Origin of the sequence: Paenibacillus litoralis (assembly GCF_046244365.1) — a bacterium.
Taxonomy (GTDB): Bacteria; Bacillota; Bacilli; order Paenibacillales; family NBRC-103111; genus Paenibacillus_V.
The window spans coordinates 7,551,148-7,570,154 of sequence record NZ_CP176395.1 but is presented as its reverse complement, the minus strand read 5'-3'; the positions used below and the strand labels follow the sequence as shown (position 1 = coordinate 7,570,154).

Below are 19,007 nucleotides of genomic sequence, written 5' to 3'. Positions count from 1 at the left end.
GGTGTTTCCCTCTAGTTCGATTCGTTGCGGAACTACGGTTCGCTATTGGTCCGGTTCTGCTCGAAATACCGATCCGAATGTACAAATAAGGTATTCTAGTTCCGCCATACGTCGATATACGCGTCTACAGCTGCAAATAAGGCACTGACGTTCCGCAACAAAAGTAGAGTTAATCGTTACTCGGTTTCTCTGTTGTTGCTTCCCGGGTTGGGGGAAATCAATGGGGTTGTAGCCCGCATTCGGTTTCGGTTTCAGTGGAACGGCAAAGCCGGTTGCAGCTTGAACCCGCACGGCCGCCCGCCTTTTTATAGCTGCAAGGACATTCGCACACCCCCGAAGGCGCCTGTCCGGCATACGAATAATAGTATCCGGCAAAGCCGGCTCTGCATGCAGCGCTCCGCCGAAATGCCGTCCCGCTGTGCCAGGTCAAACCCAAAGGGGGGTTATCATCATGCGCGTGCTGTTTCTGGAAAGCCATCCGATGTGGATTCACGGGCTTCCGAACGGATTTAGCGATGCCGGTCATGAGGTGAAGGTATCGGGCCCGTTGACCCGTCATACGATTCCGAAGCTGATCGCCGGCTTTCGGCCCCAGCTCATCGTCACGTTGGGATGGACGTTCGAGCATACGAAACGGAAGCGTAAATGGATCCGGGATGCCGTGAAGCAAGCGGGCATTCCCCATGTGTACTGGGCGACGGAGGATCCCACGCATACGAAGTCTTTCACGCTTCCTTATATCAGGGGGGCCCGGCCCGATTTTGTGTTCACGATATGCCGCTCGCGGGTTGCGGACTACCGGAGGATGGGCATCAGCGCCGCACATCTGGATTTCGGCTATCACCCGAAGGTGCACCGCCGCGTTCCGGCCAGCGATAAATACCGGTGCAGCATAGGCGTCGTCGCCAATGCGTATCCGAACATTCTTCGGCGGTACCCGCGCCATTTCCGCATCCAATCCTTGCGGGGGCTGCTTCGTCCGCTTGTGCGCAGCGGCGTCAGAGTCGACTTTTGGGGCAGAAACTGGGGCAAAATGAAACCGTTTATCGGCAAGCCGATTCCAAAAAAATGGATCCACGGCTATTTGGACTATACGCAGGCGAATAAAGTTTACAGCTCGGCGAAGATCGTAATCGCTCTGCAAAACCAGCTGACGCAGGTGACGCAGCGCACCTACGAGATTCTCGGCTCGGGAGGGTTTGTTTTGACGAACGACACGCCCGAGATCAGACGGCTGTTCAAGCATAAGCAGCATCTGCTCCTCTCCAAATCGCCGGCCGACACCTCGCGGCTGGTCGCTTATTATTTGCGGCATCCGGCGGAACGGGAGCGCATTCGCCAAGCGGGGCAAAAGGCCGCACGCAAGCATTCGTATAAGCAGCGTGCCCTGCGAATGATCGGCGTCCTGCGCCGGCGCGGCATTTTGCGCTGATGCGGTCCATCCGCGAAACCCAAAAATGGCGCCCCGAACGCGGAAACGTTCAGGACGCCATTTTATATAACAGAGCATTCCATGCTCCTCATTTGTCCTTATATTTGCGAAAAATGGCCAGCGCCGCATGAAGATACCCGGCTTCGGATGCGCTCAGGACGACCGTCTCCTCATCAAGCCGCAAGCTGTTCGGCTTGTCGATCCGGCTCAGCATAAAGTCCAGGCTCACCTCGAAAAAATCCGCCAGCAGGATGAGCGTTTTGAAGTCGGGTTCCCGAGTTCCTTGCTCGTAGTTCGCGATTTGTCCCCGCGACAGCTGCAGGCGGTCGGCCAATTCGTATTGGCTCATGCCCCTCTGGTTCCGCAATTCCGCTAATCGTCTCCCGAACAAAGCGCTCACCTCCTCAAGCTATTATAGGAAACGGTACGATTCCACGACTAGGATGGACACAATAAGTTTCCTTTATACTTGACGCGGGCGATATGAAAAGATATCATTTACTTTAACAGACACGTAATGTTTCTTTACTGCATGATCATTGCCGCTTTTGTCGCCAAGAGACCGGTTGGGCGGTTCCAGCAGCTGGAGGGAATGGAGAGCATGAGTTACCCAGGCGTATTTCTGTTATTCATGGTCATTTTGTTTGTGCTGTTTTGCTTTTTCGAATACCGATCCCGAAACAGAGCGGAGCGCGAATTGAAAAATCGGACACGAAACGATTCCGAGTAGCGGTTTCCCCGAAAATCTTTACTCTAATGACGTCATGCGGAGGAGCGGCTGGCTTGCCCGTTTTCGAAAGGAGCCATTTCCCTGATCGCGCTTTATGTATAAAATGAGAGAGTGCGATTCAACCGCCGTTAACCACCACATGACGAAAGGGAGTCATTTCTATGATACGTTTCGGCGTTATCGGGACCAACTGGATTACGGAGTCGTTCATCAAGGCGGCGCGCGAAACGGGGGAGTTCGTCTTGACGGCCGTTTATTCCAGAACGGAAGAACGGGCGAACGAGTTCGCGGCGAAAATGGAGGCCCCGCACGCTTTTAGCGACTTGCGTGCCTTCGCGGACAGCGATGCGCTCGATGCCGTATACGTCGCCAGCCCGAACGCTTATCATGCGGAGCATGCGATCCTATGCATGAACCATGGCAAGCACGTTCTGTGCGAAAAGCCGATCGCCTCCCACGCCGGCGAGCTGCAGGCGATGATCGATGCCGCCAAACGGAACAACGTCCTGCTGATGGAGGCGCTCAAGTCTACGCTGGTTCCGAACTTTCAGGCCGTGAGGGAGCATTTGCCGAAGCTCGGGAAGGTTCGGCGGTATTTTGCGAGCTACTGCCAGTATTCCTCGCGCTATGACGCCTACAAGCAAGGGACGGTGCTCAACGCCTTTAATCCCGCATTCTCCAACGGGTCGCTGATGGATTTGGGGACCTACTGCATCTACCCGCTTGCCGTCCTGTTCGGCAAACCGGACCGGATGAAAGCGGACGGCATGCTGCTGGGCTCCGGCTCCGGCATCGACGGGGAAGGCAGTCTCCTGCTTCAATACGAGGACATGGATGCGGTAATCATGCATTCCAAGATCGCTCATTCGTATGCGCCCGCCGAAATTCAAGGGGAAAACGGGACGATGGTCATCGACAAAATCAACGAGCCCGGCAAGGTCGAAATTCGCTACCGGGACGGATCCGTCGAGGAGATCACGAGACAGCAGGTCGCGAACACGATGTACTACGAGGCGAAACGGTTTATTGCATTGCTGAAAGCCGGCCAAACGGAGTGCGACACGAATTCGTTCGCCAATTCCATGACAGCCATGGAAATTATGGACGAAGCAAGAAAGCAAATGGGCCTTGTTTTTCCCGCCGATTCCAACCGATTCGCCTAATCGGACAAGCTATGCCCTAGCCGTTTCTTCCTCAAGGGGAACGGCTTTTTGGCGTTTTTAGGAATTTTTTTGTCGAAAAACGTAATATTTTTCCTAAATACTTGTCTTTATTAGCAGGGGAATGACGAAATTGGTCGAAAATAGGATATCACAGGCGAATGTCGGCACTGTGATCATGATAATGGCTTGAGGTGTTGCAATGAAGGCTGTACCGAAAACGGCCGTTCTTTTTTTGTTTTTGGTTGCGCTTGCTTTCGTTTTTGTAGACCGCTCCGTCGGCGGAAACAAACTGCCCGAAACCGAAACGATTGCCCGTTGGCAGATCAAGTGGGACACGGGAGCGAACGGCGGTGCGGGCGATGCGCGGGAAGCGATCGCCGAGATGCAAGAACCGGGATCAGATAAGAAGCCGTCCTATAAAGAAGCATCCACTGGAGGGGATAAAACCGCAGAGACCGACAAGTCGGCGGCCGCGCCTCTTGCGAGGGCTTCCGCGGAGACGTCATGGCTTGAGGGCTGGATTCCTGTAGAGGGTGGTCAATCGGCTCCAGTCAAGCCTGCCGAGGCTATGGCGGCATGGATCAAGCTGGAGCTTCCGGAGCTCGAATGGAGCAGGCCGGCGATTATGATCGATAAGCTTTACGCTCAGAACTATACCGTGTATCTGGATGATACGGTCTTGCAGGAGTCGCGGCGCAGCTATCTGTATGAGGTCAATAAAGTGCTGCTGCCGTTAGCCGCCGAGGATTCCAATAAAATTTTGTACATTCGCGTCGAAACGTCCGGGGAGAGGCTCGGCCTCGAAAGCGGCATCCGGGTGGGCGACCATCAAACGCTTCTGAACAATTTCATGAAACGTAACCTGATTGACGTTGTCTTGGGCAGCGCCTTCATATTTTTTGCTTTGATGATGCTTATCTGCTCGTTTTTTCTTAAAAACGCCCAGTTTACAAGCTGGCTTTCTCTTTCCCTGGTCATCCTGGCTCTCGGACTTATGGTCATTACGTACTCTCCGTTCCTGTATACGTTTTTTGGAGAGGTTGGGGACCGGATGTTCCTCCTCTTCGACATCTCGCTGCTCGTCTTCCTGCCCGCACTCAGCTACTTCTTTGAAACCGTCTTCGGCAGCGGCAAATTTAACGTTATCCGGATGTTTCGCATGTTTCAAGTCGTCTACTCATTCTTGTGCGTGCTATTGACGGCCATGAACGAGTTAACCGCATACGAATACGAATATGTGCATTTTTTCATTACGGTAACGCTGCTTGGCGTCACGATGATCGTCCAATTTCTTCTTCTGGTCGGTTATTCGTTCGTGTATGCGTTCCGGGGGAATAAAGATGCGGTCATCTTTACATCGGGCTTCGCCATATTTGCCTTGGCCTGCATTACGGACCTGGTCTTGTTCTATATGCGCGCTCAGAATTACGATCTGGTGCTTTGGAAGTTCGGCGTCCTCGGCTTCGTCATCGGGCTGATCGCCATACTCGGCCGGCGCTTTGCGCGGGATCACGAGAAGCTCGTCAACTACTCGCATGAGCTCGAGCTGTATAACAACCGGCTGCAGCGATCGGAGAAAATGGCGATCATCAGCGAACTCGCCGCTTCGGTAGCGCATGAAGTCCGGAATCCGCTTCAGGTGACCCGCGGGTTTCTGCAGCTGCTCGGAGAGAAGTCGAACGATAAAGAGAAAGCCTATATGCAATTGGCGCTGGAGGAGCTGGACCGGGCCGCCAACATCATTACCGACTTCCTGACGTTCGCTAAGCCGGAGCTGGAGGATGTGACGGTGCTGCAGCTTTCCGACGAACTGAAGCACATCGAGGGCATTCTCGTGCCGCTTGCCAATCTGCAAGGGGGACAAATCACGCTAACCATTCCGTCTCACTTGTACATAAGGGGCAATTCGGCCAAGCTGAAGCAAGCGCTCATCAATATTATCAAGAACAGCATCGAGGCGCTCAAGGACAACGGGACGATTCACATTTGGGCATATGAGGAGTACGGCGAGGCGTTCATTCACATAAAGGATGACGGGATCGGCATGGAGCCCGAGGAGCTGATCAAGCTCGGAGAGCCTTACTATTCGAATAAAACGAAGGGAACGGGACTCGGTTTGATGGTAACGTTCCGCATTATCGAAGTGATGCAAGGACGGCTGCAGTTCCGCAGCGAAAAAGGAGTAGGGACGGAGGCGATCATCCGGTTTCCGACAGCGATCAAGCCGAATCCGAACGCGCTATGAGGGTCTGTCATCCTACTTGCAGCAGGAAGTATCGAGAAACGCGTTCAGCGCAGCATCCCGAGGGAGGCTGCGCTGCTGCTGTTTGTACGGATGTCAGAAAAGGATATCCTCCGCTGATTGTTCCGTTTATCCTTGGGATTACCACATGCCGTTAGCGCTTGCCGAGCCGTTCAGCACTTCCGACGGATTCGGCGGAATCACCAGATAGAACTTGCTTGTCGTTTCCTCGACCGTTACAAGATCGACGGAATCCGGAATCACGATGCCGAACGCTTCCTGGACGGCCGCTTTCGGATCGGCGAGCAGCTTCGCTTTGAATGCTGCGTCTTCCCAAGCTTTTTGGATGATCTTGTTTCTCAAAATATCTTCTGCCGACATACAAAGAACCTCCCCATGAATTGGTTATGTTTACCATTCCCAATATATCATGGACGAGGCATGAAATCTATTAATTTTTGGCATTTTTCGACAAAAAATAGTGCAATCCTCCTGCTGCGAGTTTCCTTCTTTTCTCCTCGATATTCGCGGCATCCTGGAGCAAATGTCCCAGGAGCGACTCGTGAAAAGCTTCCGCATATGGGACCCGCACGGCCGATTGGGCCAACGCTTCCCGGTTTGCCAACGCGCGTTCCGCATAGCGGGTCAGCGCGCCGGCGGTGTAGAGAGCGTATTTAACCTCGTCGACGGCAGGCATTACGCCGCTTTGCCGCTCCGCCCGGATCATGGACAGCAGGCAGTTGTAGCTGCCGTCCGCCAAGTCGTCTCGCCAGTCGGCCCAATCGTCGGCCATCTGAAGGGTGACGAGTACGCGATCGACTAACGCCGTAACAGGGATAATGCTGTCCTCCTGCTTGGCAAGCAGGAGCGCGCCGAGGCTCGCCATATGCAGCGGCGCCGCTTTCTTGGCGATCCGCAGAGGATCGCGGAGGAAAGGATCGTCGTCGCTTTCGCAGACCACGCTCTGCGCCCAGTCGTGCAGCAGATTCCTGGCATAGGCCCAGAAGGGAGAGGCCGACGGGAAAAGCTCCCGATACAGATCCTGATATTCCTGCTGGAGCAAGCCGCCGAGCGCAAGCTGCTCTTTCCAATCGCTCGGAGGCGTGTCCATCAAATCGTCCTGCACGAAAAAATGCAGCATCACGAACACGTTCGCTAGCGATAGCGCGCGGCATTCGGCAATCGTGACCGGGGCTGTATCCTTTAGCCAGAAAGGCAGCAGGTAGCAGATGTAGTTTTTGGCGCTTCCCTTTCTCAGCGGATTAAAGCCGTTCATGTAGGCCAGGCCGCGGCGGTTCAGCGGCGCCGGAAAGCGGGCAACCCTATCTTCGGCCTGCTTGAAAACCACTTCCAAATCTCCCTCAAAATCCTCGTACCAGCGCATCGTGCGCGTCACCTGCCTGCTTAATCGGATAATAGCTCCTGCTTCGTAAACGTCATGCCGAACATGCGAATCTCCAAATGCGCATTCGGGTCGAGCCGCCAAACGTCCAGTTCGTATTCGCGCTCCGCGGATAGCGGCGTTCCGAGCAGCGATTCGGTCACGAGCCGCATATAGCGGTATAACCGTTCTCTTACTTCTGTCTGGCCGGTATGTACGGCATAGGTGTCCGCCGCGTCGTGACGGAATCCGGCCGCTTCGAGCTCCAGCCGAAGCGAATCCTTGAAGCGGAGCAGGGATCGCTTGCGGATGGCCTTCCGCGACGAACGGTAAAGGGCCGTAAAGAGGGGAGGCAAGCGTATCCCGTCGAGCTCGTCCTCCTCCACATCCAGAACGATGACGGCTGCTCCGGCATGCGTGTGCGCTTGCAGCCAGCGGTACAGCTGCCGCCGGTCCCGAATATGCGCCATGACGAGCCTTGCGACTACGATGTCGTACATGGCTTCGGCAGGCAGATCCTCAAAGCTTCCATGGCGGAACTTCATGCCAGGCGTTTGTTTGGCGAGCGCGCGGCGGAATATCCCCTCCTCCGTCTCGAGGCCGGTAAGCTGCATGGAAGGAAACAGCGTATGCAGCTTCGACAAATAGGCTCCGTTGCCGCAGCCGATATCGAGCAGATCGCCGGGACGATCGGCGTAGACGTGCCAGAACAACTCTTTTTCCAGATTGAAAAAGAGCTCCGCCGTCACATTCAGCATGCAATCGAACAGCTCGACTTTTGTCGTCATGTCGAAATCCCTTTCATTTTGACGGAATGAGCAATGAGTCCATTATACCTAATCATTGGCATGATTTACCTATTAATTATCCAGACATGCGAGTCCCCCAAAATGGGAAGCTATTCTCCGCAGCGTATTCCGATTACTTTGCGGGGAGCGGAGCGTAGGCAAAGCCTGCGTGAGTACCTACAAGCTTTCCAGAGGAGGAAAGCTTCTTAGGAAGCATACGCTTTACCGGACAAAAAAACCGCCAAAACCACTGTGAGGTGGAGATGGCGGCTTCATTAGCGGATAATCGGGATCATGCCGTGCTTTCTTGCTTAGGCTTGCTCGTGCTTAATTACTCTCAGCAAAGCGGAAATGGCGCTGGAGTGCATCGTTTCATGGATCGTCGTGAAGGCGAACAGCTCGCCGGCCGTCTCGAACGTAATCGGCCCCAAGTTGATCGGAGTCTGCAGTTTTTCTTCCAAAGCGCTTGGCGAAACGGCGGAAAGTCCGGCAACCTGCCGGTTCAAATATTGCACCAGCTCCTCTTTGGACGGAGGCGTAACGGTCCATTCGGACGGCCTGGTTTTGGTGCCGAACAGGGCGGGATAGCTTTCCGGCAGCTCGGAGTTGAAAGGAAGACCCTTGGAAAGCAAGCCGTCGAGGCAGGTCACGATGTGGCCGAGATTCCATCTGATGGTGTTGTTAAAGGCGGCAGGCTGCACATCGAACAGTTCTTCGGGAATCGCGTCGATTAGACGGATAACCATTTGGCGCACGGTAATAGCCGTTTTGATTGTCGTTTGGGACATGTGGCTCACTCTCCTAACGTTTTATAGGGAATCATACTTTTCCATTTTACAGCAATCCACCGTTAATATCAAAAATAGTAGGGACTAAAATATAGTAAGCGTATAGGGTTTTCGGGGATTCCAAGATTTGAGCGTAATCGTTTCCGTGGTATACTGAACGCATAATCAATAGGACACTATGGAAAACAGGTGATAAGAATGGAAGTAAACATTAAAGAAGTCCGCGCGACGCGCGACGATGAGAACGGGTACGTAGGAAGCGTCCTTTTTGAAGTAACGGGGCATAAGACGCCTTACGAGCTTACGCTGCAAAGCAAAAAAGGAAACGATTGGAGCTACAGTCTGATCTTTACGGAGGCTTCGGGGGCGGAAGAGGATATTCTAGCCGTAGAGGAAGCGCTGGAAGAGGACGACGAGCTGTTCGATTTCTTCGTAGACGCGGTCAAAAGCAAGCTATAACATCAAAAAGCTGAACATGACGTTGTCGTCAGGTTCAGCTTTTTAGTTGGCGCCGGCGAGGGGGACAGCCTGCAGGTTGTTCTTGTGGCTCATCGTAGAAGCGGGAAACGGCTCTTTCTTGTTACACTTTTCAGAAGTGTGAAAATGGCTCTCTGTGTTTCGCATATGCAGAAGCTGGAAATAACGGACTCTCGCGTCGTTATTGTCCTGCGCACCCCCTGGGATTAAAATATAGCGGATTTACAAGGCGTTATCCCATCGATTCAGGCTGATTGCACTCGGAACCGGCTTGAATAAGGCCTCCAAAGTCCGCTAAATGTCATAAGTTCTCTTTCTGGCAGCGTATAACGCCCTGAAAATCCTCTATGATCGATGGAGGGAGAAAAAGCCCCCGGTAGCCAATCACGGCCTAGCTTAGGGGCTCTTTAATCGTTATCGCATGTTATCTCTTTGCTAGAAGCAGCCGGCCGCGGACAAAATGTCCTGTTTCCTCGAAACGATCCAGAACAGCGCCGAGATATTGAGCTCCGACAGCTCCTTACTCGTACCGATAAAGTACGCGCCGAAAATCAATTGAATGGCGACGATCGTATCGAACAGGCACTCCAGCTCCTGCCGCTCCAGCTTGCATTCGCTTTGATAGCCGTCGAGCACCCCGCGCAGCAGTCCCGTCCACGTCGATCGGAAGGCTTCATCGCGATAACCGCTCATCAGCATTCCTGTGGAGCAGTATGCGATATCGAAAATACGCAATCCGAAGGTTGCGATCTCGAAGTCGAGGTAACCGACGCTTCCATCTTCGCGGAGCAGCAAGTTCGTCGGATTCGGATCGCGATGGATCAGTTGGGTCGGAAGCGCGTCAAGCCGATCCAAACCATGCAAACGCAGCTCCCACGCCAGCGAATTGAACGCCGCTTGTCTGGACGAATCGAGTGCCGCTTCGACGGCGGGTATCGCCCACTCCTCCATCTGCTTTTCGATATTCATCGTGCTAAAAAGTCCGCTTTGCGGAATTTCGGATAAACCCAGGTGGAGCAGGGCGATCGCCTTGCCGTACTGAAAGGCGACGGTCTCATCGAAGACGGAAACGACGCGACCCTCGACCGGTTCATACAAGCAGAACAAGTCGTTTTCGTGCCGGGCGTAAGGTTTGCCGGCGACTGTGGCCGCGGGATGCGAGGCGTAAAGGCCTCTCCGTGACAACGCATGATGAATGACGATTTCCTGTTCGATCTTTCCCTTGTCGCTTTTGCGCTTGAGATAGTAATGCTGTCCGTTGCTTGCCGTGCATGCATACACGCGGTTCGATCCTCCGTGAACCGGGGCCGGATGTCCGGCAAGTTCCATCTCCCAATTTTCGGCAATTAGTTTTGTTAACGATTCCAGGGTTCATCATCCTTTCGGTTGAATAGAAGAGCCGGATTGTTGCGCTTCGGACCGTATACGGCATGGCACATGCCAGGAAACGATCTGTCCCGTTCGAATCCTTGCATTCGGAGAAGCCGGCGCACCGTCGATCAATACGGTTCCTTCCGCAATCCATTTGGCGATCTGGCTTCGGCTGACGTCTTCGATACGTTCGGATAGCATTTTATCGAGCCGGCTAACGCCTTCCACGGCGTCTAACCGGATTTCCACCATCCCGATGTTCGCCTGCTTCAGCTCCGAAAGCGAGAGCGAATGGGCGCTTGCGTACGGCGAGTCTTTTTCCTCCAGAATGACGGATTCCCGTTCGCCTGCTTTGTAGGCTTCCAGCTTTTGATTCCAGGTATGGTTATTTACGCATTTGTAGATGGCGTAGCGGTGAATGTTTTTGCCGTTCGCGTTGTGTCTGCGCCGCAAGGTGTCTTCAAACGGCACGATCCTGCCGCAATTGCTGCAGTATCGCCGAACGGTTTGTTCCAGGTTCTCGCATATGCGCCAATTCAGCTGCAGGCGGTTCATTTCCTTCACTCCTCGGTGAGCAAAGGAACGCAAAGAGCGGAGATATTCAGCTGCTGAACCAAAAAAAGGAGCAACCCCAAAAAAGGCTGCTCCGCAGTGGGCACGACATGCCACCTTGCGTTCCTTTGTAATGGGTAAAAAGGGCGCACGAATCCCGTGACCGAAATCACGAAATATGCGCTATCTCTTTGTCACACCATTACAAAGTTGTTGGCATACGGGCGTACTCCTCCGTTCTGAATATCTCCTTTACCCATTGTAAAATGGGCTTTGGCAAATAACAACGGCCGGACAGCCGGGAAAACGGGTATAGCCATTTTTTCCTTGACAACTGCCAAGTACGGCCTTTATTCTGATAACATTCATTTTGAACGGAAAGGATGTGCGGCAGGATGGCGATTCGCGTTGATCTACTTCATCACATGGAGCTTGAACGGAAACCGGAACAGGGAACCCGTTTTTTCGGCTTGGAGCATAATCGAATACGCCATCGGCTGCCATTCGGATAAGGGATGCGGGGACTCTCGCGGTACCTGTATATTCGCGTAAACGGCTGCTGATGAGGCAGTCTTTTCTTTTGCTTACGGGCGAGGGGGAGGGCTGTAAGCGGCCGTTTTTCTTTTGCATAGAAACCCTTTAAAAGGTATTTTAGGTATATTAAACTATAATTATAAAATAATGGTTGACGGCGGTTTGGGAAGCATGTTACGATGCTTGCAAGTTGATGAACGATATGACGCGAAGGAGGGAACGGACATGACAAACCATACACAGCATGAGCAGCGGCAATTTGCGATGGAGATTCGCTTTCTTCCGGTTTCCGATAATGACGTTCGCGTCACACGTAGCTATCCCGTACCGATACGGCGCCTGAAGCGTTCAGGCTGCTCGTAGTGCATGTTTTCGGTATGCGAGGCTGCGAATCCGCAGTCTTTTTCTTTGCCCGGGGAGGGTGGGGAGAAAGGCGTGGAACGCAGTTTTTTTATTGCCCATGATGAGTTCGAAAGGAGAAGAGTACAATGAAAGCACCGATCAATCATCGCAACCATTGCAATGAGAGTATTCATGCGTTTACTTTGGAACAGGAAATTTCACTGGTTTCCGGTAGTCTTTGGCGATCCCGAAACCCTCTTCATCCGGAAGAGGGGCTGACCTGACGCACCTTTTGGAAGGTGCCGGAAGGAATACGGATCACAACGGCTGCCGAATCACGGCGGCTTTTCTTATGCCCTTGTGGCGTGGAAAAGCGCGTGACAGGCGGCTTTTTCGTTATTCCGATTGTGAGTCGGCGGTTTGGAGGGGTCCCCGGAAAGTACCCGGAATAGGCTTCGGAGCAGCGCGTCACTTTTTGGGGCCAAGTTCGGGTTCGAGTCCCGTTATTCTCCCCAATTTTATTATGGATAGGCGATGTCATAGAGGCTGCTGCTGTTCGGCGGCCGGCAGACCAATGGGCCGTACCCGTTCCTATCCGACCATAGGGGAATAGCCAAGCGGCAAGGCAGCGGATTTTGATTCCGCGAGCGGTGGTTCGATTCCATCTTCCCCTGCCAATCAATAAGGAGCTGCAGAGAAACGGGAATTCTCGCCGGTTTGTCTGGATCGGAATTGCGGGTTCGAGTCCCGCCGGCTCCACCAATAAGAGTACATAACGGAAAGGATGCAAGCGTACATTGTACGGGTGATGATGATGACGATAACGAAACGATTCTCCATGCCAACCGAAATGATCTTCCAGAACGTGACGGAAAGCAAGCTGTCGATGGACGATGTGCATCAGCGCATTCAGCGGTTTATCGGGCAGGATCCTAGGAGCTGCTACCACTTTGCGATTGGAACCGACAGCCAGGTGCACCGCGGGCATACCAAATTTGTGACGGGGCTTATCATTCGCCGTCTCGGCAAAGGCGCTTGGGCCTGCTACCGCCAAGTCGTGGTACCGCGCGAGCTGACCTCCGTCAAGGAAAAGCTTGCGCTCGAAACGTCGCTGTCCGAGGAAGTCGCCTGCCATTTTGCCGACGACGGGGTGAAGAGGATGGAGGAGCTGCTGCTTCCTTACGTCTATCAGGGGGCATCGCTGGAATTGTTTATCGACATCGACGCCGGCACGCAGCCGATCGTCAACAAGACGTCGCTATACGTACAAGAAATGGTGGACCGCGTCAGCGCCATGGGCGTCTATGCGCCGCGGGTTAAACCGGATTCGTACGCGGCATCCGCTTATGCCAACCGGCATACCAAACGGCCCGTTCGATGGGCAATCTCCTAACAAGTGTCCGGCAACCCGGGGAGGCTTGCGAGCTGTACTGAAATTGGGCGGATCTGCAATTGGAAAATAATAACGGATTTTTAAGGCGTTATCTCACGACCATCAATTCTGTAAAAGCGATTAGCGGATTTTGGGGGCGTTATTCCCATGAATCGAACGGGAAACCTGCGGTTCTCCGTCCGATAAGACCTTGAAAATCCTTTATGCTTCTCAATGCGGCGTGTTCGTCCCCGATAGCGCCTTGAAAATCCGTTATTGTGTCCGCCCGTCCTCCGGAACGAACCGATGCTCGTTCACAGGAAAGATCACTCGGACGCTGCCGCCGAACCGCTATATGAACACGCCTGCGTACAAGTCGACCGGTCATCCGGCGCTCATCCCGGGTTCGATGGGGACGGCGTCCTACATCATGGTCGGCAGAGACGAAGGCATCAAAAACTTTTACTCTATCTGCCACGACGCGGAACGTGCGCATCCCCGGAAAGCGACGAAAGAGGCGGTTAAGGTTGACCAGTTCGAGCAATCTTCGCGATTCGCTGACCGGCTGCAGCAACCTGCAGGAGCAGATGAATGTGCTGTTTAAACGAACCTAAAAAGGCAGCCCGAAGCTTGGTTCAAGCTAAGGGCTGCCTCCTCTGTTGATTACTGCTTTTCCGCAAACCCGTTCACCCGAGCTTGGCCCCAAGGAGCGACCGTCACGCGCACGCTCGATAACGCATGCTGCTCCTCGATTTCCTTGCCGGTGCCTTCCGGCACGTAAAATCGTTCCAAGCCATATCGCAGCGTTATTTGACGGTCCCAGGCGTATTGAACATGAGCTTTTAGGGCGACTTCGTCTCCGCTTGTCGCAGGATTGCCCGGATAGACGCCGGCTGCCTCGTACTCTTTGGGATTGGCAGCGGATGGCCGCAGGAGCACATACACGGTGTCCTTCTGCTCCGGATTCCCTTCGCCCTTCCAGAGGCTGGCCGGCAGCGAGCTGATCTCGTAGCTTAGCACGACGTAGTCGCCGTAAAAAATATCGCGAGGGTCGATCGGCTTCGTCTTCAGCTGAATCTCTTTGCCGTACCAGCCTACGGCATAGTTCGTGATCAGCAGTCCGGCCAGGACCAGGACTTGGGCAGCGGCCGCCAGAATGAGCAGCCATGTGCGGCGATGGCGAGGCGGCTTTGTGCCGCCTTCCTTTGCCCCGGCCCTTTCGCTCTGGGGAGCGTAGTTCACGCTAGGCTCGCCGGCGGGACGCTTGTCTTCGTATCCGTTCGTTTCCTTAGTCATGGCGATCCTCTCCTTCCTCCGCAAGAAAACGGCGTCTCCGCTTGTTCAAGTACCAGCTTAAGCCGAGCAGCAGAATGCCGCCCACCAAGAAAAACACCGATTTGTCCATGAAGCCCCAGGCCAGCTTGACGTAAGCCAGAAGCACCGAGAACAGGAACAGCATCGTTCCCAGATTTACTTTAAAGCGTTCCTCTTCGGCATAGCCCCGCCACAGCACGCAGAGCGAGAAAAAGCAGAGGGCGAGCAAATAAAGGAAGCTGGCAGCCTCGGCCGCATAAAAGTAAGGGAGCAGCAGCAGCCATTCGAAGCCGCTCGTCAGACGGCCCTGCCGCTTCTTGGCGATCGCGGATAAAGCGAGCAGTGCGGCTACGACGATCGCAAAGACGAGCGATGGCGTCCGCTCATGGGCGGCGAAGCCGAAGAAATGCCCGTTATCCTGCGCCATGACGGCAATGCAGCAGGTGACGAAGGCTGCCGTCAGCGCGCTGTTTTGCAGCGGGGAGGCGGTATTCCGCGTTCGAATCCAGTCGCCGAGCACATACAAGATCATTACCGGAATCATATACAAGCTGCCGTTCAGCTCAAGCTCCCCGATCAGAAAAGCCGACTGCAGCATAGCGCTGAGACCGAGCAGCCAAGCGAGCCATGCGCTGCGGTTGCGCCACCAGTAGATGCCGAGGCCAACCATAAGAACGAGAAAGGCGACGATGCTGAACGTCCCGAAATTGTTGAGGCTGTAGAATTGGCCGACATTTAGAATTACGGCCGACAGCAGGAACAGGAACCGCGAGCGGTATAAATAGGTGAGCATGACCCCGGCCGATCCCCATATAATGAAAGAGCCGGCATTGGCTGCGGTCATTTGGAACATTTGCGCGAGCAAGAAAATACCCGCCCCGAAGCTGATCAGTCCGATCGCAACGAGTCCAAGCCCCAGCCTGTCGTCGCCGCGGCGGATAAACCGCTCGCCGGCGGCGTAGAAGCCGAGCATCGCGAGTACGATAACGGCAAACCTTGCGAGATGGGGAATGTCCTGCCAATTGGCGGCTACGAAGCTAAGAATGCCGAGCCCGACAAGCAGGCTGCCGAGTAAAGGCAAGATGCCGACGGCCGGCTTCTCCTCCTTATAGAACGCCAGCAGCCTATCGGCCTGCTGCTGCGTGATCAATTCATTTTGCACCCAAACGGGCGCCTCTTTCTTTAACCATTTGCGTGACATGTCGGATCACCCCTTACCTTCAGTATATACGTTTCCGTCACCTCTAAAAGTACTAACTTGACCTAGTACCGGGAGGTTGTCCGCATGGGCGGCCGGCTCGGTCGAGACAAGCATCGCCGGAAGCCTCCGGCGTTACGGTTTATTACCCGCCCACAACCGGATCAAACTGGAAAAATGCTTCGGAGAATGCGACAATGGAGGCTAATAACGGAACCGTTCGTTCGCAAAAGACGAAACCTCTCAGGGCGCCGGCTCCAGTAAGTAACGAAGAAGGTGTTTCTGCTTGCATCGAAAATCGCCTTTTCTAAAGCTCGTTGCAGATGCGTTCCGGACAATGAGCTTCACGTTCCGCGAAGTCATGCTGTTCGAGCTGTTCTACAAAGCGCTTACCTTTTTTATTTTTATCCCGACGATTTCCGTCGTGTTCCATAAGCTGCTGAGCCTTGGCGGGTTTGCGGGGGCGACGAATTACGAGCTGCTGCGCTTCTTTATGAGCAAATACGGCTTGCTTTGCCTGGCGCTTCTCGTTCCGGCTGCGACCGTCCTGATTTTCGTCGAATTCGCCGTACTCATCGTCATTTCGTATCTCGGCCACCACCGGGTTAGAACGAATCTGCCGCGCGCATTCCTGCAGGCGGTAAGCTGTTTGCCGGCTTTGTTTACGTTCGGATTCGTCGGCTGGGCGCTATATTTTCTGCTGGTCATTCCGCTGCTAAGCCCCGGACTCGGCTCTTCGCTGCTGCCGTCGCTCACGATTCCAAATTTCATTTCCGGAGAGCTGTACAAAACGGGAAGCGGCACCCTGCTGTACTTAGGCTTTCTGGCCGTATTGCTCTTTTTCAACATCCGTTGGACGTTTTCGCTGCATGCCCTTGTCATCGAAGGCATCGGCGGGTTCCGGCAGGCCGCCAAGCAAAGCGCCGCCATCATGAGAAAGTCTTACGTCAAAATGACCGCCGTCGTGGCCAGTACGCTATTGGTTTTTATCCTCGTCGTCGTTCTTGCCACTATAGCGCTGCTGTTCGCGCTTACGTTCGCGCATGCGTTTTTGGCGGGGGATACGGGGACCGGCGGGTTCGTTCGTTCCGTGTTGGCGAAGTCGTTCATTGTCTCGACGTATGCCGCGACCGTTCTGGTAACGCCGCTGTATGTCACGACGCTGACGCGGCTGTATATCGAGAAGGCGGAGCCGCGCCGCTTCGTGCTTCAGCCTCTTGAATGGCGCTCGGCCGGAGATTCGGCGCCGCCTATACGCCGGATGTTTCGTCCGCACCGGAGGAAGCTGTTCGTGTTTTTAGCGCTTATCGCGTTTGCGACGGGACTTGTTTTGGCGCCGGCCATCGGCGGCTCGGCCTTCAAGGATCACGATTTCGTCGTCATGGCGCATCGGGGCTATACGGCGAAGGGAGCGGAAAATACGTTGGAAGCTATCCGGGGCGCGATCGATGCGGGAGCGGATTACGCGGAAATCGACATTCAGGAAACGAAGGACGGCAAGCTCGCAGTGATGCACGATACGAACCTGAAGAGGCTGACGGGGAGGAACGCGGATTTGTCCGAGCTGACCATGGATGAGCTGAGACAGCTGGAGGTCAAGCAAGGTCGGTTCACGGGCCGTATCAGTACGCTGCAGGAAGTGATGGAGCTGGCCAAAGGCCGCATCAAGCTGAACATCGAGTTAAAAACGCACGGACGCGAACGCGATTTGGCCGGGATATTTGTGCGGGCCATCCGGGACTATGATTTCGCCGGGGACTGCATCGTGCAATCGTTGAACACCGATGTGATCCGCCAGGTCAAAACGCTCGAGCCCTCGCTGAAGGTAGGGTACGTGCTGTTTGCCGGCACGCCGAAATGGGAGCGAATGGGGGCGGACTTCTTCACCATGGAGGAGTACCGGGTTAGCGAACCGGTCATCGCTGCAGCGAAGGCATTGAATAAGCCGATATACGTGTGGACCGTCAATGACGCGGCGGCGATGGAGCGATTTTTCCGAATGGGAGCGGACGGCGTCGTGACGGACAACCCGGAGCAGGCGCTGCTTGTCGCCGACGGCGTACGGGCCAGTGAAGACCCGTTCTTCGACGCTTTGTTCGACTGGCTGGACCGCCTTTAGTTCTGACAGCAGCTTTGTGCAGGAAGTCCCGACCTCGAACCTCGAATCGGGGCTTTCGTTTTTCGTAAAGTGATTTTGAAGGGAACCCGACAGGAGTTTGGATTTTTTAGTTAAACTCTATCCTTCCATTGATTCTTTATAATGCCAAAAGTATCATAAGTGTCATCGTGATATTGAACTATGAATAGAGGTGCAGCTGTGGCCATTCGAACGGCGGCAAGGGCAATGATAATGAAGGACGAGCGATTACTCGTATTGAGGAGAATCGGGGTCCAAGGCGAATTTTATGTTCTCCCTGGGGGAGGTCAAAATCTTGGAGAAAGTATACAACAAACTCTAATCAGGGAAGTATTCGAAGAGGTCAGTTTAGAAGTTGAAATCAAAGAATTGCTTTTTATTAACGAGTTTATAGCAAAAAGAGACTCGTTGTTTCCAGAACTAGAGCCGGATGTTCATCAAATTGATTTTACATTCTTATGTACGATTACCTCACACAATGAAGCAAAAGTAGGAAATACTCCCGACGTGGATCAAGTTGGCATTGCTTGGATTCCGTTGAATGAAATAAATGATTATGATAAGCATCCGGAGAATGATATTAATTTTATTATGGGGGCGCCGACAAGGAGTGTATTAGCGAAGTGGATCGGCAATAACAAAAACTTAAAAACGCCAATGTTAATCGAAGGATAGCAAGGTTTTGTGTTTTTCGGCTAACACAAGTCACCACGATTATAAACATGAAAAAACCGTCTGGGTTTGTCCATCGACGGTATTCGTCTAATCCTCGGTTTTCTCATCATCTTCAGGGTATGCTATGAGCCCCATTACATTATCGACGATTTCCTCAAAAAATTCGGATTCAGGATCAACCCGGCCGATTACGATCGCATTTCTCCCGTCCAGATCGATCGATCTAACATTGTTGATTAGGACTACGCCTTCCAGTTCCGGAAATTGGAGGTGAGGAGGCAGTAAATGGGAATCCGGAGTTTTGATTCCTGGGGGAACCGAGATTTCAAAGCTGTGGCCCATCGCATTTGTCGTGACCGGAACCGTCAGCGCCATTTTGTTTAAAGTCGAATCAATGAATCCTTCTGATATTACGATTGAGGCGCGACAGCCGTTTTGCTCGCGGCCTTTTGTGGGGGGAAGAGTACACCACACAATACTGCCTCGTTCTACATTTCCTGTTATCGACATT

19 protein-coding genes, 2 tRNA genes and 1 pseudogene are annotated in these 19,007 nt (G+C 53.6%); 12 read left to right on the top strand and 10 right to left on the bottom strand.

Annotation, left to right across the window (positions count from 1 at the left end):
• The first annotated feature begins 451 nt into the window (after window positions 1-451).
• A complete protein-coding gene (locus tag ACKGJP_RS31905) occupies window positions 452-1,432 on the top strand; it encodes a glycosyltransferase (RefSeq protein ID WP_409342770.1) in 981 nt (326 codons plus the stop codon).
• A gap of 88 nt (window positions 1,433-1,520) precedes the next feature.
• Here the strand turns inward: ACKGJP_RS31905 and ACKGJP_RS31900 are convergent, their stop codons facing one another.
• Window positions 1,521-1,823, bottom strand: a complete 303-nt coding sequence (locus ACKGJP_RS31900; protein ID WP_409342769.1) for a helix-turn-helix domain-containing protein — start codon at window positions 1,821-1,823, stop codon at window positions 1,521-1,523.
• 500 nt (window positions 1,824-2,323) lie between these two features.
• Between ACKGJP_RS31900 and ACKGJP_RS31895 the strand changes: the two genes are divergently transcribed.
• Together ACKGJP_RS31895 and ACKGJP_RS31890 are read left to right on the top strand one after the other, a co-directional pair.
• On the top strand, window positions 2,324-3,325 hold the full coding sequence (locus tag ACKGJP_RS31895) for a Gfo/Idh/MocA family protein (RefSeq protein ID WP_409342768.1): 1,002 nt from the start codon (window positions 2,324-2,326) through the stop codon (window positions 3,323-3,325).
• A gap of 199 nt (window positions 3,326-3,524) precedes the next feature.
• Window positions 3,525-5,570, top strand: a complete 2,046-nt coding sequence (locus tag ACKGJP_RS31890) for an ATP-binding protein (RefSeq protein ID WP_409342767.1) — start codon at window positions 3,525-3,527, stop codon at window positions 5,568-5,570.
• A gap of 138 nt (window positions 5,571-5,708) precedes the next feature.
• On the opposite strand, the gene ACKGJP_RS31885 is transcribed toward ACKGJP_RS31890, so the two are convergent.
• The 4 genes from ACKGJP_RS31885 to ACKGJP_RS31870 form a co-directional block, all read right to left on the bottom strand.
• Window positions 5,709-5,948 carry an NHLP leader peptide family RiPP precursor gene (locus tag ACKGJP_RS31885; protein WP_409342766.1) on the bottom strand — a complete coding sequence of 80 codons (240 nt, stop codon included), beginning with the start codon at window positions 5,946-5,948 and terminating at the stop codon, window positions 5,709-5,711.
• Between the two features lie 70 nt (window positions 5,949-6,018).
• Window positions 6,019-6,951, bottom strand: a complete 933-nt coding sequence (locus ACKGJP_RS31880; RefSeq protein ID WP_409342765.1) for a hypothetical protein — start codon at window positions 6,949-6,951, stop codon at window positions 6,019-6,021.
• A gap of 20 nt (window positions 6,952-6,971) precedes the next feature.
• Entirely contained in the window at window positions 6,972-7,736 is a 765-nt protein-coding gene (locus tag ACKGJP_RS31875) for a class I SAM-dependent methyltransferase (protein WP_409342764.1), read from the bottom strand.
• Between the two features lie 311 nt (window positions 7,737-8,047).
• Window positions 8,048-8,524 carry a DinB family protein gene (locus ACKGJP_RS31870; RefSeq protein ID WP_409342763.1) on the bottom strand — a complete coding sequence of 159 codons (477 nt, stop codon included), beginning with the start codon at window positions 8,522-8,524 and terminating at the stop codon, window positions 8,048-8,050.
• A gap of 198 nt (window positions 8,525-8,722) precedes the next feature.
• On the opposite strand from ACKGJP_RS31870, the gene ACKGJP_RS31865 reads away from it, so the two are divergent.
• The gene (locus ACKGJP_RS31865) at window positions 8,723-8,983 is read left to right on the top strand and encodes a hypothetical protein (RefSeq protein WP_409342762.1); all 261 of its coding nucleotides are present in this window, start codon (window positions 8,723-8,725) and stop codon (window positions 8,981-8,983) included.
• Window positions 8,984-9,436: 453 nt separating this feature from the next.
• On the opposite strand, the gene ACKGJP_RS31860 is transcribed toward ACKGJP_RS31865, so the two are convergent.
• Window positions 9,437-10,330, bottom strand: coding sequence for a phosphotransferase enzyme family protein (locus tag ACKGJP_RS31860; protein WP_409342761.1), 894 nt, complete (start codon window positions 10,328-10,330; stop codon window positions 9,437-9,439).
• A 45-nt stretch (window positions 10,331-10,375) separates the two neighbouring features.
• Entirely contained in the window at window positions 10,376-10,927 is a 552-nt protein-coding gene (locus ACKGJP_RS31855; RefSeq protein ID WP_409342760.1) for a S4 domain-containing protein, read from the bottom strand.
• A 756-nt stretch (window positions 10,928-11,683) separates the two neighbouring features.
• Here ACKGJP_RS31855 and ACKGJP_RS31850 point away from each other — a divergent pair.
• From ACKGJP_RS31850 to ACKGJP_RS31825, 6 genes and pseudogenes are all read left to right on the top strand, one after another.
• On the top strand, window positions 11,684-11,821 hold the full coding sequence (locus ACKGJP_RS31850) for a hypothetical protein (protein WP_409342759.1): 138 nt from the start codon (window positions 11,684-11,686) through the stop codon (window positions 11,819-11,821).
• A gap of 125 nt (window positions 11,822-11,946) precedes the next feature.
• Window positions 11,947-12,084 carry a hypothetical protein gene (locus ACKGJP_RS31845; RefSeq protein WP_409342758.1) on the top strand — a complete coding sequence of 46 codons (138 nt, stop codon included), beginning with the start codon at window positions 11,947-11,949 and terminating at the stop codon, window positions 12,082-12,084.
• A 319-nt stretch (window positions 12,085-12,403) separates the two neighbouring features.
• A tRNA-Gln gene (locus ACKGJP_RS31840) sits at window positions 12,404-12,477 on the top strand.
• Between the two features lie 8 nt (window positions 12,478-12,485).
• A tRNA-Asp gene (locus tag ACKGJP_RS31835) sits at window positions 12,486-12,562 on the top strand.
• A gap of 52 nt (window positions 12,563-12,614) precedes the next feature.
• Window positions 12,615-13,193 carry a ribonuclease H-like YkuK family protein gene (locus tag ACKGJP_RS31830; RefSeq protein ID WP_409347307.1) on the top strand — a complete coding sequence of 193 codons (579 nt, stop codon included), beginning with the start codon at window positions 12,615-12,617 and terminating at the stop codon, window positions 13,191-13,193.
• A 273-nt stretch (window positions 13,194-13,466) separates the two neighbouring features.
• Window positions 13,467-13,725: pseudogene (locus ACKGJP_RS31825) on the top strand (RtcB family protein); the annotation flags it as partial.
• A 110-nt stretch (window positions 13,726-13,835) separates the two neighbouring features.
• Here ACKGJP_RS31825 and ACKGJP_RS31820 read toward each other — a convergent pair.
• Both ACKGJP_RS31820 and ACKGJP_RS31815 read right to left on the bottom strand, forming a co-directional pair.
• Window positions 13,836-14,468, bottom strand: coding sequence for a GDYXXLXY domain-containing protein (locus tag ACKGJP_RS31820; RefSeq protein ID WP_409342757.1), 633 nt, complete (start codon window positions 14,466-14,468; stop codon window positions 13,836-13,838).
• Window positions 14,461-15,687, bottom strand: coding sequence for a DUF2157 domain-containing protein (locus ACKGJP_RS31815; RefSeq protein ID WP_409342756.1), 1,227 nt, complete (start codon window positions 15,685-15,687; stop codon window positions 14,461-14,463). Before ACKGJP_RS31815 ends, ACKGJP_RS31820 begins: the two co-directional genes overlap by 8 nt.
• A gap of 283 nt (window positions 15,688-15,970) precedes the next feature.
• Between ACKGJP_RS31815 and ACKGJP_RS31810 the strand changes: the two genes are divergently transcribed.
• Together ACKGJP_RS31810 and ACKGJP_RS31805 are read left to right on the top strand one after the other, a co-directional pair.
• Window positions 15,971-17,803: a glycerophosphoryl diester phosphodiesterase membrane domain-containing protein gene (locus ACKGJP_RS31810; RefSeq protein ID WP_409342755.1), complete on the top strand. Its 1,833-nt coding sequence runs from the start codon at window positions 15,971-15,973 to the stop codon at window positions 17,801-17,803.
• A 198-nt stretch (window positions 17,804-18,001) separates the two neighbouring features.
• A complete protein-coding gene (locus tag ACKGJP_RS31805) occupies window positions 18,002-18,496 on the top strand; it encodes an NUDIX domain-containing protein (protein ID WP_409342754.1) in 495 nt (164 codons plus the stop codon).
• A gap of 87 nt (window positions 18,497-18,583) precedes the next feature.
• On the opposite strand, the gene ACKGJP_RS31800 is transcribed toward ACKGJP_RS31805, so the two are convergent.
• Window positions 18,584-19,006, bottom strand: coding sequence for a type II toxin-antitoxin system PemK/MazF family toxin (locus ACKGJP_RS31800; RefSeq protein ID WP_409342753.1), 423 nt, complete (start codon window positions 19,004-19,006; stop codon window positions 18,584-18,586).
• Window position 19,007 lies beyond the last annotated feature (1 nt).

Coding starts and splice junctions, on each gene's coding strand:
- ACKGJP_RS31905 (WP_409342770.1), top strand. CDS start 452: ATGCGCGTGCTGTTTCTGGAAAGCCATCCGATGTGGATTCACGGGCTT.
- ACKGJP_RS31895 (WP_409342768.1), top strand. CDS start 2,324: ATGATACGTTTCGGCGTTATCGGGACCAACTGGATTACGGAGTCGTTC.
- ACKGJP_RS31890 (WP_409342767.1), top strand. CDS start 3,525: ATGAAGGCTGTACCGAAAACGGCCGTTCTTTTTTTGTTTTTGGTTGCG.
- ACKGJP_RS31885 (WP_409342766.1), bottom strand. CDS start 5,948: ATGTCGGCAGAAGATATTTTGAGAAACAAGATCATCCAAAAAGCTTGG.
- ACKGJP_RS31880 (WP_409342765.1), bottom strand. CDS start 6,951: ATGCGCTGGTACGAGGATTTTGAGGGAGATTTGGAAGTGGTTTTCAAG.
- ACKGJP_RS31875 (WP_409342764.1), bottom strand. CDS start 7,736: ATGACGACAAAAGTCGAGCTGTTCGATTGCATGCTGAATGTGACGGCG.
- ACKGJP_RS31870 (WP_409342763.1), bottom strand. CDS start 8,524: ATGTCCCAAACGACAATCAAAACGGCTATTACCGTGCGCCAAATGGTT.
- ACKGJP_RS31865 (WP_409342762.1), top strand. CDS start 8,723: ATGGAAGTAAACATTAAAGAAGTCCGCGCGACGCGCGACGATGAGAAC.
- ACKGJP_RS31860 (WP_409342761.1), bottom strand. CDS start 10,330: ATGGAACTTGCCGGACATCCGGCCCCGGTTCACGGAGGATCGAACCGC.
- ACKGJP_RS31855 (WP_409342760.1), bottom strand. CDS start 10,927: ATGAACCGCCTGCAGCTGAATTGGCGCATATGCGAGAACCTGGAACAA.
- ACKGJP_RS31850 (WP_409342759.1), top strand. CDS start 11,684: ATGACAAACCATACACAGCATGAGCAGCGGCAATTTGCGATGGAGATT.
- ACKGJP_RS31845 (WP_409342758.1), top strand. CDS start 11,947: ATGAAAGCACCGATCAATCATCGCAACCATTGCAATGAGAGTATTCAT.
- ACKGJP_RS31830 (WP_409347307.1), top strand. CDS start 12,615: ATGACGATAACGAAACGATTCTCCATGCCAACCGAAATGATCTTCCAG.
- ACKGJP_RS31820 (WP_409342757.1), bottom strand. CDS start 14,468: ATGACTAAGGAAACGAACGGATACGAAGACAAGCGTCCCGCCGGCGAG.
- ACKGJP_RS31815 (WP_409342756.1), bottom strand. CDS start 15,687: ATGTCACGCAAATGGTTAAAGAAAGAGGCGCCCGTTTGGGTGCAAAAT.
- ACKGJP_RS31800 (WP_409342753.1), bottom strand. CDS start 19,006: ATGTCGATAACAGGAAATGTAGAACGAGGCAGTATTGTGTGGTGTACT.